The sequence below is a fragment of the Sporosarcina sp. Y352 genome (assembly GCF_056786535.1).
On the sequence record NZ_JBXCJE010000009.1, the window covers coordinates 110,598 to 126,624 of the forward strand.

11 protein-coding genes are annotated in these 16,027 nt (G+C 42.2%); 8 read left to right on the forward strand and 3 right to left on the reverse strand.

All coding sequences use genetic code 11. The features are described 5' to 3' along the window. Nucleotides 1-11: 11 nt before the first annotated feature. The 3 genes from AC1TO6_RS15150 to AC1TO6_RS15160 all read left to right on the forward strand — a co-directional run bounded on the left by AC1TO6_RS15150 (nucleotide 12) and on the right by AC1TO6_RS15160 (nucleotide 5,654). Nucleotides 12-857, forward strand: a complete 846-nt coding sequence (locus AC1TO6_RS15150) for a 3-hydroxyacyl-CoA dehydrogenase family protein (RefSeq protein WP_482102457.1) — start codon at nucleotides 12-14, stop codon at nucleotides 855-857. Between the two features lie 358 nt (nucleotides 858-1,215). Beyond that, nucleotides 1,216-4,020, forward strand: a complete 2,805-nt coding sequence (locus tag AC1TO6_RS15155) for a sensor domain-containing phosphodiesterase (RefSeq protein ID WP_482102458.1) — start codon at nucleotides 1,216-1,218, stop codon at nucleotides 4,018-4,020. Then, complete coding sequence (locus AC1TO6_RS15160; RefSeq protein ID WP_482102459.1) at nucleotides 4,017-5,654, forward strand: thiamine pyrophosphate-binding protein; 1,638 nt, start codon at nucleotides 4,017-4,019, stop codon at nucleotides 5,652-5,654. The genes AC1TO6_RS15155 and AC1TO6_RS15160 overlap by 4 nt, the downstream gene beginning before the upstream one ends. Before the next feature lie 45 nt (nucleotides 5,655-5,699). Here AC1TO6_RS15160 and AC1TO6_RS15165 read toward each other — a convergent pair whose 3' ends face one another. Together AC1TO6_RS15165 and AC1TO6_RS15170 are read right to left on the reverse strand one after the other, a co-directional pair. Beyond that, nucleotides 5,700-6,329 (reverse strand): hypothetical protein, encoded by a 630-nt coding sequence (locus tag AC1TO6_RS15165; protein WP_482102460.1) that lies wholly within the window; start codon nucleotides 6,327-6,329, stop codon nucleotides 5,700-5,702. Between the two features lie 455 nt (nucleotides 6,330-6,784). Continuing rightward, nucleotides 6,785-7,261, reverse strand: a complete 477-nt coding sequence (locus tag AC1TO6_RS15170; RefSeq protein WP_482102482.1) for a VanZ family protein — start codon at nucleotides 7,259-7,261, stop codon at nucleotides 6,785-6,787. Nucleotides 7,262-7,753: 492 nt separating this feature from the next. On the opposite strand from AC1TO6_RS15170, the gene AC1TO6_RS15175 reads away from it, so the two are divergent. From AC1TO6_RS15175 to AC1TO6_RS15185, 3 genes are all read left to right on the forward strand, one after another. Continuing rightward, the gene (locus AC1TO6_RS15175; protein ID WP_482102461.1) at nucleotides 7,754-8,266 is read left to right on the forward strand and encodes an RDD family protein; all 513 of its coding nucleotides are present in this window, start codon (nucleotides 7,754-7,756) and stop codon (nucleotides 8,264-8,266) included. 257 nt (nucleotides 8,267-8,523) lie between these two features. Then, the gene (locus AC1TO6_RS15180; protein WP_482102462.1) at nucleotides 8,524-8,952 is read left to right on the forward strand and encodes a MarR family winged helix-turn-helix transcriptional regulator; all 429 of its coding nucleotides are present in this window, start codon (nucleotides 8,524-8,526) and stop codon (nucleotides 8,950-8,952) included. A 12-nt stretch (nucleotides 8,953-8,964) separates the two neighbouring features. After that, nucleotides 8,965-10,155: an MFS transporter gene (locus AC1TO6_RS15185; protein ID WP_482102463.1), complete on the forward strand. Its 1,191-nt coding sequence runs from the start codon at nucleotides 8,965-8,967 to the stop codon at nucleotides 10,153-10,155. A 59-nt stretch (nucleotides 10,156-10,214) separates the two neighbouring features. Here the strand turns inward: AC1TO6_RS15185 and AC1TO6_RS15190 are convergent, their stop codons facing one another. Next, nucleotides 10,215-11,144 (reverse strand): YsnF/AvaK domain-containing protein, encoded by a 930-nt coding sequence (locus AC1TO6_RS15190; RefSeq protein ID WP_482102464.1) that lies wholly within the window; start codon nucleotides 11,142-11,144, stop codon nucleotides 10,215-10,217. Between the two features lie 572 nt (nucleotides 11,145-11,716). On the opposite strand from AC1TO6_RS15190, the gene AC1TO6_RS15195 reads away from it, so the two are divergent. Both AC1TO6_RS15195 and AC1TO6_RS15200 read left to right on the forward strand, forming a co-directional pair. After that, nucleotides 11,717-14,101, forward strand: coding sequence for a polyprenyl synthetase family protein (locus AC1TO6_RS15195; protein ID WP_482102465.1), 2,385 nt, complete (start codon nucleotides 11,717-11,719; stop codon nucleotides 14,099-14,101). A gap of 469 nt (nucleotides 14,102-14,570) precedes the next feature. Further along, nucleotides 14,571-15,917: a M28 family peptidase gene (locus tag AC1TO6_RS15200; RefSeq protein WP_482102483.1), complete on the forward strand. Its 1,347-nt coding sequence runs from the start codon at nucleotides 14,571-14,573 to the stop codon at nucleotides 15,915-15,917. The last annotated feature ends 110 nt before the right edge of the window (nucleotides 15,918-16,027 follow it).

A 16,027-nucleotide genomic window follows, 5' to 3' on the forward strand; every position in this document is an offset into this window, starting at 1 on the left:
GGAGTGACAGTATGATAAGAAAAATTGCTGTAGTTGGCGCAGGTACAATGGGCAATGGGATTGCTCAGGTAGCAGCGGAAGCAGGTCATGAAGTAATTCTGTTGGATAAAAATCCAGAGGGTCTTGACCGAGGAATTAAGCGAATTGAACAGACGTTAAAGCGCAATGTAGAAAAAGGGAAAATAGATCAATCAGTAGCCGATCAAATCAGAAACAGCATTCAGCCAACTACTTCAATAGAAGACCTTAAAGATGTAGACTTTGTCATAGAGGCAATTATTGAGCAGATAGAGCCTAAAAAAGAACTGTTTAAAGAACTGGATCAAATATGTAAGCCTTCGACCATTTTTGTTTCTAATACGTCTGGGCTAAGCATTACTGAAATGGCGAGTGCAGTTAGTCGAAGTGAACAGGTGATTGGCATGCATTTCTTCAATCCCGTCCCTGTTTTGGAATTGGTTGAAATCATCAGAGGCGAACAAACGAGTGACGAAACCTTCCAAACCGCTCATGAACTAGCTGAAGAGTTCCATAAAGTCGCCATTTCAGTAAAAGAAGCACCATTGTTTGCTGTGAATCGCATTTTGACGCCGATGATTAATGAAGCGATTTTTGTCTTGTCGGAAGGAATCGCTTCAGCGGAAGACATTGATAAAGGGATGATGCTTGGAGCGGGTCACCCAATCGGTCCACTTGCACTAGCTGACTTGATTGGTCTGGATACGTTGCTTTTTGTCGTAGAAACGCTTTATAACGAAACAAATGATTCCAAATACCGCCCAGCTCCTTTACTCAGAAAATATGTACGCGCCGGACGTCTCGGAAGGAAATCAGGAGAAGGCTTCTTTAAATACTGAGCGTTACTAGGTGAAGAAGTTCATTTGATGGAATCTGTTGTTCGGCTTCAGAATAGATATATGATGAAGATTGGCTATCTGTATCAATAGCTAATCTTCATTTTGTTTTTAATCAACCGCTTACGCGCGACCGCCCGAATATTGCCTTCAACCGCTCAATCCAGACGCGCGACCGCCCACCCCCCACACGCGACCGCCCAAACATCGCCTCCAACCGCCCGAAGATACCCATTAACCGCCCAAAAACCCCGAAAATATCCAACAAACCACCCTCCCCGTGGTATTATTAAGAAAATACCAAAAATCATCCGATGAAACACAACTATAAAGTACAACAAGGTAGAAAGGGGTAGCTAAAGTGGAAGAACAAACGAGATATTCCAGGCTTGCTAATATCACGAAGTTAATCAATACGAAACTCGAATTACGGGATGTACTTGAAGTGGTCGTAACCGCCATTTCTGAAGAAATCGTTCAATGCGATTCAGTGGGCATCTATTTGCCGGAGGAGGACGGAACATTCAGGGGGGTGGTTGGGAAACCGGCAATCATTAATGGAATGACGCTCGATATGCAGGTCATTGAAACGGAATACGATTTGTTGGCAAAAGAAGTCATTGAGACGCAGCAAACGATTTATATAGCCGATACAAATAAGGACAACCGTCCCGATCCAAGAGCTGTTAATGCCTTTAAGATTAAATCATTATTGGCGCTACCGATCTCTTATGAATCTGAACTGTTTGGCCTTGTTTTTCTGTTCGACTATGGAATCCCTATGAACTTAACAGAGTCTGAGATTCAGTCGGTTGAGGCGTATCTCAATATGGCTGCTGTCGCGATTCAAAACGCGGCGAATTTAACGCGCAAGGAAAACTTGATTGCCGAAAAGCAATTACTGCTGGATGTGACGCGAGATCTATCCATGTGTTCGTCGATGCAAGAGGGGATTGAGAAATGCTTTTTCTACGTTGGAAAAGTGCTGAATAATAACAATGTTGGGGTGCACTTACTTGATCCTTCCTCAGAACGTCTTATTAAGCCTGCGCACTTAAGCAAGGACAGTGATTGGACGGAAGAAGATTGGATGGAGACCCACGGCAAAACTAAAATCGAAGCCAGTACGGATGCTGCGCTACAGGAAGTCCTCCGTACGAAAAAAGCGCTTCTCATTCCGGACGTTTTTGCGGATGAACGAACAAACCACGACGGTTGCCGTGAATTTGGTATTAAAGGAATGTTTCTACTTCCATTAGTGTCAATGGGCGAAGGTTTAGGTGTCATTGCCGTCGTCGATTTAAAGGAGACAGGTATGGTTTATTCAGTTGCCGACCAACAGCTTGCACAGTCAATTGTTGATGCAACTGCTTCTACGCTGTCGAATTTATTGTATATGGAAAAGCAGGAAGTCATTATCGAAGAGCGAACGTCGGAAATAACGGAAAAAAACAAGGAACTTGAAGACTTAGTGACAGAGCTGCAGCACCTAAGCCGCGAAAAAGAGCTTATTCTTAACTCGGCAGGGGAAGGCATATTCGGTTTGGACCTGGAAAGGAGAATTACATTTTGTAACCCGGCAGGTGAATCGATGCTGGGTTATGAAACAAAAGGCGAACTGATTGGAAAACCGTACAAAATTATTTTCAATAAAACCAAATCGCGAGACCTGGATTTAGTATCGGCTTTTATAGAAGAAAAAGAAGAGAAGTACAGTGCAGAAGGCGGCTTTATCAGAAAAGATAAGTCCATCCTAGCGGTTGAATACGTCATTTCCACCATTATCGAGAGTGACGAAATTGTCGGGTACGTCGTGACGTTTAAAGACATCGTGCAAAGGAAGCGGATGGAAGAAGAGATAAAATACCATGCCTATTACGATAGCTTAACAAATTTGCCGAATCGGATTCTGTTAAAAGACAGACTGGAACAAGGGCTGACTTATTCCAAAAAACATGGAGGCAAATTGGCCGTTTTGTATATGGATTTGGATCGTTTCAAAACTGTCAATGACACACTTGGACATAGTTATGGGGATTTGCTGCTCGGTTATGTGGCAAAACGACTAGCCGCCTGTATTCCGAAAGGTGCCACGGTGTCGCGGCAAGGCGGAGACGAATTCATCGTCTTTTTACCAAGTATTACAAATGAAATTGATGTGTTAAAAGTCATTAACTGCATCAATGAAGAATTCGTCGATCCTTTCACACTTAGAGGAACTGAAGTCTACATTAAAAGCAGCATTGGGATCAGTCTATTCCCAGAAAACGGGGATACAGCCGAACAGTTGATAAAAAATGCGGATATTGCGATGTATCAGTCTAAAAAACTGGCGGGGGACAGCTACCACTTCTATGAAGCCGGTATGGATACGGTCACTTTTGAAAGTCTGATTATCGAAAACGCGTTGTATAAGGCCATTGATAATGAGGAACTCGTTATTGCCTATCAACCGCAAATTAATTATAAAACGAAAACAGTTGTCGGCGTGGAAGCGTTAGTCCGATGGAATCATCCAATTGAGGGGGTGATACAGCCCGACAAATTCATCCCGATAGCAGAAGAAACGGGTTTGATCGTCCCTATTGGCGAATGGGTGCTTGAGAATGCCTGCAGACAAATGAAGCAATGGCAGAACCAGGGTTATCCACGGCTCAGCGTGGCCGTCAATTTATCCGTCCGTCAGTTTGAAAAAAATGATTTGTTTATGGTTGTAAAAACGATTTTGGATAAAGTCGAGTTATCCCCGGAATTTTTACACCTGGAACTCACGGAGAACCAAATCATTAAAAATTCAGCGTTAACGTTAAAAACGATGGAGCAGTTAAAAGAAATCGGCATCAAAATAGCCATCGATGATTTCGGTACGGGCTATTCATCACTAGGCTATTTGAAGGACTTTCCCATTAACTTGTTAAAAATTGATAAATCATTCATTTCAGAATTACGAAAAGACGATAATAGTGCGGCGATTACAAATACCATTATTACGCTGGCTCAAAATCTAAACCTTGATGTCATTGCGGAAGGCGTCGAAACCATAGAACAGGCAGAGTTTTTGGCTTCAAGAAATTGTTACTTAATGCAGGGCTTTTACTTCGATCGGCCAATGAATGCAGAAGAATTCGAACAAAAATATCTCATAAACCAAGGAGGAATCATATGAAAGCAGTACGCGCAGTTGTAGATTATTTAAAAGACAATGGGGTTACGCATGTTTTTGGCATACCCGCCGGTTCAGTCAATGCTTTTTTTGACGAACTGTATGATACGCCCGAAATAACACCTATCGTAACAAAGCATGAAGGGGCAGCTTCTTATATGGCAGCGGCTTATGCAAAATATGCGGGAGAACTTGCCGTATGCATCGCTTGCAGTGGACCAGGCGGAACGAATCTTGTAACAGGAGCTGCCAATGCCATGCGGGAACATTTGCCTGTATTGTTCCTAACCGGTGCCGTTCCAGTTAACACCGTCGGATTAAATGCGTCTCAAGAACTGGATGCTGAACCCATCTTCCGTTCCGTGACAAAGTATAGTGTAACGATTACGGACGCTAAGGACCTATTGAAAGAAGTGGTGAAAGCAACTGAAATAGCGCTATCCGGCGTGCCGGGGCCTGTTCACATCGCTATGCCGATTGATGTCCAACTTGAGGAAATAGAACCGCTTGAAATTCCGCGTTTTCCCCTTAGAGCGCCGATTGAACCGAACCGCGACACGATTAGAACCGTAGCCAAAGAGCTAGTGAATAGAGAAAATGGCTATCTATTTGTGGGACAAGGAATTCGAAATTCTGTTGAATCAGTGATCGAACTGGCGGAACTACTAAACTGGCCAATCATGACAACACCGGTGGCAAAAGGCTATATTCAAGAGGATCACCCCTTACTCGTAGGCGTGTTCGGGTTTGCGGGGCACGAAGAAGCCTCTTTGCTCATCAATGAAGGCGACAGCCAGGCACTGCTAGTCATCGGTTCAAGTTTAGGTGAAACAGCAACAAATAACTGGAATGCCAATCTGACAAAAGACCGTTTTACAGTTCAGATGGACTTTGACGAAACCGTTTTTAACCGGAAATATGCCATTGATATCCCAGTGCTAGGTGATATCGAGTGGAGTGTACAAGTATTAATTGAGGAATTAAAGGCACTTGGTCTAACGAAGAAAAGTGTGAAGGTAGTAAAACAGGATAAAAAGAGTGAAGATGCAATCGAATACAACACCAAAAACGTCTTAGTGCAACTCCAAAAATTCGTCCCAGCATCGACGCGTTACACAATCGATATCGGCGAATACATGGCTTACGTCATTCACCATATGAATGTGCTGGCTTCCGATACCTATAGCATTAATGTCCACTTTGGTGCCATGGGAAGCGGCATTGGATCAGCAATCGGCTCAAAATTAGCCGAACCTGAACGTCCAGTTGTCTGTATAACAGGCGACGGCAGTTTCTTCATGCACGGCATGGAAATACTGACGGCCAAAGAGCATAAATTGCCGATTGTGTTCGTCATTATGAATAACGCTCGTTTAGGAATGGTTTACCATGGCCATTCCCAGCAGTACAAACGCACGCATGCTTCTTTTGGACAAGAACCTGTTAATATTGCCGCAATGGCGGCGGCTATGAATATCCCGAGTGCGCGAATTGAATCTATGGACGATCTCCATCAAGACGTCGTAAATAGCTTACTCAAAGTAGATGGACCTTCCATCTTGGAAATCGTTTTGGTCGATGAAACCGTTCCACCCATGGGCGACCGTGTGAAATTCCTATCGTCGTTCGGAAAATAAAATAGATGGAAGACGAGGACAGGCTATGTACCTGTCCTCATCTGATTAAACATCAGTGCTCCATCTCCGAATTGTTTCAATAAGCATGTCCATTGTTTGTTTTTTAAAAGAATTGTGAACCGCTTCTCCTGTGGGATTTACATACGAATAGTGTCCCGTCTTCCCATCACGGGTATAACCGAGTTGTGTCAAAGAATGTTGTAAGTCGCTAGGCAAATCAATCTCTCCGGTTTTTTCCGTGAAATAGTCCGTTGGAAAGATACGTACATCTACATCGCCAACTCCCGTATCGACAACAACTAAATCGGTGTCATGTTGAACAATCCATTGCCCTTTGGAATACAACGAAATGCCGGACATCTTAAGTGAAGCAATGCCAACTAAATTCATACCTAAAAAGTGATTGATCATCACCCGAACTTCGTCACCCGTCATCGTTTTGCCGTATTGAGTGATATACTCATCCATCAAGGCTCTAGTTGAGGGTACAACGCTTGAACCACGATAGCGGTCAGGTAAAAGAGGTGCCAATTCTAAATTGATACCGAAAACGTGTTGAACAACTTTGTGAATAGCCAAACTCGTTAATTCATCACCATAACCCGCAAGGCAATCGTCCATCATTTCTAACGGTGTCATCAATTCAATTTGTTCGTCTGCCTTTAAGTTTGCCATGCAATATCCCCCTTGTTGAATGAATGAAAAATGTACCAACTCAACGAAATTATATCACAAACCAAAAGTCCCACACGAATCGGCAATCTGTCGAACTAGCAGACATGCATTAATCCGAAATGTCGAAATTTCCGTGTTTCGCTACATCGTAGAACTTATACTAATTGTCTTACTCATTATCGTTGTTTCTACATGGTATTTCTATCGCTTGACAGTCTCCTATCACAAGCGGATGGCGGATTGAATACATTGGACGGCAACGCGAAAAAAGAGTATACGACAAAGTAAGCGAATGGTGAAAGCGCCAGCTATGGCTACTTCTACGACAAACCCTACGCACAAAGTTTCGGAAAGGATTACAATGCTAAGATACTAGCACATCGAATAGACTATGAAGTAAAGTACTCAATCACCAATCAAGACAAAAAAGAAGAAAACGCAGGAGACATTTTGTCTCAGCGTTTTCTTCTTTTTTTAGGTCGTTTCATAAACAAAATTAGCCGTAAAATGATGAGAAACGTAGCCGCGCCCGCCATATCGAGAAGTACGTCTTGAACCGCTGGCGTCCGTCCACCCGTCAAGGACTGGTGGTACTCATCGCCAATTGCGACAAACAGTGTCAGCCAAGTAGCCGTCATGAAACGAAACAGATGCTTCGGCAAAACGAGATAAATTGCAGTAGCGATGAAGCCGAAAATGAAGAAATGCGCACTCTTTCGAAGCAGAAACTCAACAAACGCGTAATAGCCACGCTCATCAACTGAAATCGTCTCACCCCAATACGGGATGCGCAAATTCGATAGCAATGATGCTAACGGCTCGCCCGGCAGCCACTTCTCCAAAGTTGGGATTAGCGATTGCTGCTCATACGTTTGCCCCGATGAAAAGAACAAAACACCTAATAGAATTATCAAAACAAGTATTTTTCTCATAGACAAATTATACCATACTACTTGCGAGAATACATATACGTTAACAGGCTAAACAGCAAAATTGAATACCATCTATGCAAGGTGGTTTTATTAAAACCCAAAAGAAATCTCCAAATCGTTACTGCATTCGGGGATACTGATTTAGGCTACACAAGCTCCGGACGAGTCTATAACTCCAATGCGCTTTTAGCAGAACAAGTAGTACGGAAGGTCTTTGATTGATCCGCAAAAAGGAATCGCACGTATTTAAATGGCAATGGGCAAGCCAGAGAAGTGGGGGGAGCGCCCGAAATTGTATCTTCGTGCGCTTTGAATGGTGTTAGAGAGGAATCTATTGTTTCATTATAAAAAGAAAGAGCGCTTTTTTACCGATTTTTATCAGCGAATGATGGACAAATAATGTTAACTAGTTCACCACACTTTTTGGTAATCTAATTGGAGAGGGATTGTTTTTTGGGAGATTATAAAATGAAAGTATAGGAGATGATTACGATGGCTTATGCTTCATTTAAAACCCGAATTTACGCTTTTTTGTTGGATTATCTCGTTATTGTTAGTTACGGTGTTTTTGTTGTAGGTACGATTTCTCTCGTATTTCGATCATCTATTACTCCCTTATTTTCAAGTTCCCCAGCAACAGCTCAACTGACAGGCTATTTTATGATCACGTTACCCGTTTCGCTCTATTTTATTTCATGTGAATCCTCTAGATGGCAGGGGACATGGGGGAAGCGGAAAATGGGCATCCGTGTTGTTGACGGCGTCGGTCAGCGTATTGGAATCGGTCGCTCCGCTTTACGAACGGCAATTAAGTTTCTTCCTTGGGAGGTTGCTCACTTTGGTATATGGCGATTAATGCTCCCAACTGCCTTTTCTGAGGTTACCATTTTTGTGATTTTAAATGCTGTCAATCTTGCAATCGTAATCTATCTAATTATTCCTCTTACGAATAAAAAAAGGAAAAATGTTTATGATTGGGTTGTAGGTACGGAAGTGGTTCGCTGATTTTCTGACGCATAAGTACTATATTGATGCTTCCCATGGGGAGTCTCCTTTCTATATGATAAAAACTGGTTTAGTCCTCAGTTATTATTTTACAGACGGAGCTCCTTTTTGCATTTTCAAACACTATTATTTGTAGGTGTTTTTTTACAGCTATGCAACGCCAGTGGGTACCAATTTTTATGTACAATTTAATTTGTTTCTGATAATATATATAGTTACCTAGGGTAATTGTTATCTACGCTAACTATTTAAGAGGAGTGTTATTCATAAATACATATCGAACGTTTTTTCAACAATTCATGTTATTGCACCGGCGCTTTGAGCATCACCTTAACGTTCAACTAAGTAAGTATGGTCTTTACAGAGCGCAATGGTCTACTTTGTTCTACATATACAATAATGGCTCAGGAACACTCGTTGAGATTTCCAATTATCAAAGCGTAGAAAAACCTACCGTTACAAGGACCATACAACGTTTGGAGGAGATGGGTTATATTAGCCATGTTCCAAGCAAAGACAAACGAGAAAAAAGGATGCAGCTAACAGAGCTTGGGGAAAAAGTATATATAGATATCCGTGCTACCATTGATCAATTCGAACAAGTTATTTTAAAAGGAATCTCAGAAGAAGAACAACTTGAGACAATCAGAATTATGGGAGAAATACAGAATAATTTGAGAGAATAAGGGGATAGCGTTTTGAATCAATCTAAACAAAAACTGTGGACAAAGGATTTTTTGATTGTGTCCTCTGCCAATTTCTTATTAATGCTAATCTTTTATTTATTAATGGTGACGATCGCCGTATATGCAGTCACGGAGTTAGGTGCTTCTACAAGTGATGCCGGACTCATTACAGGTGTTTTTATTGTTGGGACTTTATTTGGAAGGCTCTATATCGGACGTGTCATTGATATAATCGGTCGCAAGAAAACCTTGATAATCGGGTTAGTCCTGTTCACTTTGACAACAGCATTGTATTTCATAAATCTAGGCGTTCCTTTCCTGTTGTTTAACCGGTTAATCCACGGGATGTCACTTGGGATGGCGAGTACGGCAGCCGGCACCATTGTGGCACAGATTATTCCACCAAGACGAAGGGGAGAGGGGATTGGCTACTTCAGCATGAGTGCGACACTGGCTACCGCGATTGGACCCTTTATAGGGCTTTATATGAGCCGGGTTACGAGCTTCCAAATGATCTTTACTTTCTGTCTTATTTTAGGAGTCATTTCTTTAATTGTTGCATTCTTCGTACATGTACCGAAACTTGAAGTAACTAAAGTGAAAGAATCCAAAAAATTCAAGTTCTCGAATTTCATTGAACCTAAAGCATTACCTATCGCATTCATCACATTGATGGTTTCTTTTTGCTACTCTAGCATCCTTTCGTTCATCAATTTCTATGCCATCGAAATTGATTTAGTAGAAACTGCAAGCTTTTTCTTCGTTGTCTATGCAGTCGTGATTCTATTATCCCGTCCATTCACGGGCCGCTTAATGGATAATAAAGGTGCCAATTTCGTGATGTATCCCGCTTTCATCCTCTTTGCAGCTGGAATGTTCTTACTTAGTTCAGTAGGTGCGGGGGCTACATTACTTATAGCAGGTGGTCTGATTGGCCTTGGCTTCGGTAATATGCAATCAAGCACCCAAGCCATCGCTGTTAAATTAACGTCACCACATCGATTAGGTCTTGCCACATCGACATTCTTCATTGCCCTTGATGCTGGCCTTGGTTTTGGACCATTCTTACTGGGCTTTGTCATACCAGTTACGGGTTACAGAATGTTATTTGTCATTTTAGCCTTTGTCATTTTGGGGACCGCCGTATTGTACTATTTCTTGCATGGCAAAAAAGAGAGTGCGGAAAGAAGAATTCTCACATAGGAACCAAATTTGATTACACAAAAAAAGGAGCTTGCCTAAGCAAACTCCTTTTCAAAAGATTAAAGTCGATTACGATTATTCAAAGGATCATTCAAAGGATCGGTCAAAGGATTGTCATTTAAATCACTTCGCTCAAATCGCTTCGCTTCCAATGGGTCAATGACCGTTTCGTCATGTGCATCCAGCAGATTATCCGTCCGGTCGATATCCGCTTCTTCACGACGCACGCTTTCACTGACCGTTTCCGTGTCATGGACTTCGCGCTTGCCAACGATGATTTCTTCGCTGACGACAGGACGTTTTGTCACTTCAACCCGTTCTTCCATGACGGGAATATGAATGTTTTCGCCATCATCAAAGACTTCGCCGGCAGCAGTCTCGTCAGTTACAGCGCGCCGCTCAATATACACTTCTTCCCGCGTCACGGGCACTTCAACTGTTTGTATATCTTCTACAACATGCTTAGTGACGTTCACTTCGCCAGCCTGATAGCGTTCTTTGTCGACATTGAGCTTCTCTTCATGTAGTTGCAGACTTTCTTCTCGTTCTGCATCCATTGCTATATTTGTAGGTTCATAATCATCAACGACAAGATTTGAGCCGATGTTCGGATCTGTATACCCGGCTTGGTATTCCTTCTCAGGATTTCCATAGAGATTTCCGTATTCACGGTCTACGTAAAGTAAGATTCCGCCAGCTTTGACTTCATCGAAATAGCGGTTGGATTCATCTTCACTGAACCCCATGTTCGTAAATGCGCCTCTGACGGGTTCATCTCCGCTAAGGAAAGCCATGAATTTGTCCATCCAGTTGCCTTCCGGTGTGCGAAGGTCGACATCTGTTTCCCCACGGACAATCGATAATCGATCCGCATCATTTGTCACAATATAAATGTCATCATCAGAATACCCCTGTAGTTTTAACTCATCAATCTTATTCAAAACCTCGGTTTCATTTTGGAATGTACCTACAAATTTTTTGTCAGCCATATCAATTTTCCTCCTAAGATTTTTATTATTTTAATAGTGTTGGTGCTAGTAAGTGAAATACCCTGCTATCAAATAATAAAACCTCTACGAAGATTCGGATAATAAAATATAGATGCCTATAAATGAAATAGTAGGTTTCCAACAAACGCTTGGGAGTGTCCAACGAACTCGGCCGAGTGTCCAACAAACTCTTCAAAGTGTTCAACAAAAGCCCGTAGATGCCAACTATCCGCATTCTGTCTCCAATGAACCTCCTCGAATTTCCGACGGGCTATGTTTTTGTGAATGAATTCCAGGTACGCTGTTCGTGAAAAAAGTCGGAGTATACGCTACAATTTGATAATAATACAATCAAAATCAGCTGTATGGCTGACTGTATGACTAACTACTGTGAAATGCTTGTCTACGACGTTTAATGCACAAGCACTATTTTTAAGTCGGTGTATCGTTTCTTGAATAAAATAATTTAGTTTTTGTGAAAAGTTTGGGATAGTGTTTAGGTTAGTAACATTGAACTGATCAATATTGCATACATTTATATATGAAAACTTTAAGTAGAGGTATTGATTCGTATGAATGAGAAGTTAATGATAAATGCCGATGCAAGTTATCGGTTGGCGGAGCAGAAGGCTGCTGATTATTTTAAATCACTTTCTGAACAGCTCGTGCAAAAAGCGTATGTCCCTGTTTTGATAAAAGACATACAGTCTTGGAAACAGAACCATATGCATCCTTTCCCGATGCTATCTTTTTTTTCGCGCGGAAAGGGAAAGTCTGGTTCGGAAGGGTATCACGCTTATATCCAATGGCTGAATTACACAGGTAAACTAGATAATTACTTGGATCGGAGTATCTCCTATATTTACATGCGCGATCTGGGTAAGGCATTGAACTTACCGGATACACAAGCCAGGGTTCAACGTACAGTCGATAGTTTGAAAAATCACCTGATTGATTCCAATCCGAAAAATCCTGGAAGCAATTTGGAGATGTTTAGCATGGCTGGAATGTATCGGCTCGCCCAGAAGGAAGGCGTTGAATCCAGCATGATCTGGGTGATGGACAAAATAAAGTCTGTATCCGCCCATATTCCAGAGGGTATGGATGCTGAGGAAGCCAAGCGGAAACTGATTAAAATCATCGCCGGGGTTATCCTGCATGTGATCGAAGAAATGGACGCTGAGATTACGCCTGAAGAACGTACCCGGAAGCTTCATGAGGCGATTAGGCTTGGGTATGCCTATGGTCTGACGTATCCATTTATTGACGACCTTCTCGATGCCAGTGTTTTATCAAGTGAAGAGAAAAAACGTTATTCAGAATTAATTCGGTCCACACTTATCACAGGAACTGTTCCTGAATTGGATAAGTGGACGGGGAAAAACGCCGAACTCATCCGGTTTGCTCATTCGGAACTCCGAGATGCCTTTGAGTATATTAAGGGCCAACAGCTGCCAGAGACAAGAAAAAGTTTTTTCGAGCAGTCCTACGTGTTTTTTAATTCCCAGGAAGTGGATCGTGTAAAGAATCTATCTAATGCGAATTACACCAATGAAGAACTTTATATCCCTGTCATTTTAAAATCTTCTTCTTCACGTTTGATTACCCGTTCAGTAATAAGTGCTCCTGAAGACGCGGGCTTCCATAACCGAACATTTTTATATGGCATTTACAACCAGCTGGCGGATGATTTTGCGGATATGTTTGATGACTTAGGTGAAGGAAGCGTCACACCTTATACCTATTATATGAAATATCATGATACACGCGCGGATCTCATAAATCCCTTTGAATTATACTGGACGGTCATCTTCAATTTGATCCACAATGTCTATGACTCAGATAGCAAGACGCGTGAGGTGATACTGGGTCGTGCCATCAACGGGCTGAAACGATTTAAAAAGCGTATGGGCACTAAAAAGTACAATGAGGTTATGGAGTTATTCGCTTCGGGAAATCCTTCATTCAATCGTGTCATTCAACATATGGTTCGAAAAGCAGATAATGTGGATTTCTTTGATAAACTGCTGCGCGATCATATGATTACGAATCTAAAGAGTGAACGGGAAGAGCAGGAGACCTTTTTAGATACAATCGAGACTGTACGCAATCAAATCAACGAATTTTTACCTATTCCAGAGGTAGGGAATGCATTTTTGATGAAAGAGCCAATCATCGATGCGGCAAATTACAGTTTGGCAGGGGACGGCAAGCGACTCAGGCCAATCATGACCTGGGTTATGGGTGTTAACGGATACGGGCTAAATGAATCGTCCATCTATCCACTTCTGAAATCATTGGAATATATGCATACGGCATCCCTCATTTTCGACGATATGCCATCCCAGGATAATGCGCCCACGCGGAGAGGGCGTCCAACCCTGCATCAGGTGTATGACAGTGCCACAGCTGAATTAACTGGACTTTTCCTGACCCAAAAAGCGGTTGAAGAACAAACCTCACTTGACGGGTACGAACCGAAAACGGTGCTACGCTTGATTCGCTATTCGTCTCAAATCGTAGCGGATATATGTAGGGGACAGGCGATGGACTTGGACGCCAGAGGGAAACCATTGACAAAGGAACAATTGAATGAGATGTGCTTTTATAAGACTGGAATCGCATTTGAAGCTTCTCTCATCATGCCTGCCATTCTCGCCCACGCAACGGAGTTGGAAATGGCAGCTTTGAAAAAATTTGCCCGTCATGCCGGCATTGCCTTTCAGATTAAAGATGACCTACTGGATGTGGAAGGCGATCATAACGTACTAGGAAAACCCATTGGAAAAGATGCAGAAAACAACAATACGACATTTGTATCCATCCTAGGAGTGGTAGATGCCAGAAAAGAGATGTGGGATCATTATTGTTCTGCGATGGAAACACTGCAAGAAATCCCACGCAATACGACTTTTTTGAAGCATTTCTTGAATTATATCGTGAACCGGGATCATTGAGATTATTAGCGTTCGTAAGTGGATAGAATACCTGAGTCACGCGCCTTCTGTATAGGGAGGCGCGTGACTTTTTTAGTGTGCGATATATCACTAACTGGAGAGTAGATACGTAACTGCGTCCCTACTTTTTTTATCGACAATTGATGGGTTATGCTCAGCCAATCTTGTTACATAACTGCCATGAGATATAGAATATGAAATACAAAAATCACCCAAAATTCGCAGTTTCAACAATCAGGAAGTAGTGTACTTTACTAGTTCTAAATATATAGTAATGGAGAAATAAACGAAGTAACTGAAAGTAGTTCCAAATACACATAGGGCATGTAATTCATATGAACTCTTCTTTCGTTAAAAGGTATGAGGTTATAACTGTTTTAATTTTTATGGAAGGGATTGGTAAGTCGGGAAGGGAATACCCTCTTTAGTAGTCAAAATTTTCAGGGGATAGGAGTGTGCTCATGTGAAGATGAAAAAGAAGTTTAGGATTGTCATGCTGACTGCTTTAATTGCTACATCTAGCATTAATGGTATGCCTGGACATGTGTTTGAGTCGGGGATTGCGGTTGCTGCATCGGAAAAAGGGCAAAGCAATGCGGCTTTCGATCAAAAGGTCATTGCTCGAATTAGTGCGGCAAACTTGTATAGAGATGCGGCTTTTTTAAGTGAAACGATTGGTCCACGTGTGGCGGGAACCGAGGAAGAAAAATACACGGCAAACTTTATTAAGGAACGTCTTCTATCCTACGGGTATGAAATTGAGGTACAAGAATTCAGCATTCCGGATAAGACGATAGGCCATTTACAAACTGCTAATGGTGATGAAGTGCTTATTACCATTCCCGCAGGTTCAGCGGCTACAGCCGATGAAGGATTGGTAGCCCAGCTTTATGATGCGGGTTTAGGGCATACGGCTGATTTCAATGCGGAATCCGCAGGGAAAATCGCATTAATTTCGAGGGGAGAATTAACATTCCAGCAGAAAGTGGAGAACGCCTATGCAGCTGGCGCAGTTGCTGTGCTGATTTACAACAATGTTGAACAGGCTAGCCCTTTGAATCCGTCCATTAGTAATAATGCGCCAATCCCAGTAGGTGGAATCACGAAAATGAGCGGTGAAGCTTTACGGGAAGATGTCTTGTTGAAAAATGAAACTGTCACACTAAACGTGAAGCTTATAGGGAATATGACTTCGCAAAACATTATTGCAAAGCGTACCCCGAAAAAGAATGGCAAACACGATATTGTACATGTATCTGCACATTACGATAGTGTTCCATTTGCACCCGGTGCAAGCGACAATGCTTCAGGGACGGCCGTTGCATTGGAAATCGCGCGTGTATTAAAAAGTTATCCAATTGAAAAGGAATTAAGAATTGCTTTTGTAGGTGCTGAAGAAATCGGTTTGGTCGGTTCCCGCTTTTATGTCAGCCAATTGACCGCAGATGAAATCGGCCGCAGCATTGGTAACTTTAACATGGATATGGTCGGAACTTCGTGGGAAAATGCAACTGCGATTTATATGAACACGGTTGATGGCAATTCGAATCTAGTTTCACAGACAGCTGCTGAGACTGCAGCAAGAATCGCCACACCTTCCGAGTTAGTTCTTTATCAAAGAGGAGCATCTGATCATGTTTCATTCCATGATGCAGGAATTGCGGCAGTGAATTTCATTCGCCGTGAACCAGGCACCGCCAACTTGGAGCCTTACTATCATACGCCGCAAGACACGATTGAACACATCAGTAGGGAAAGGCTTAAAGAAGCTGGAGATCTAGTTGGTGCCTCTGTTTATAAAATGATTGGAAAGTGAGAAGAAAACAGTGCAAGTGACAGGTATGTAAACGAAATGAATTAATAAGTACATCTATTAAGAAAAATAGATACAGGGAGAGGGATTTTATTGAAAAAGGTCGGTATTAA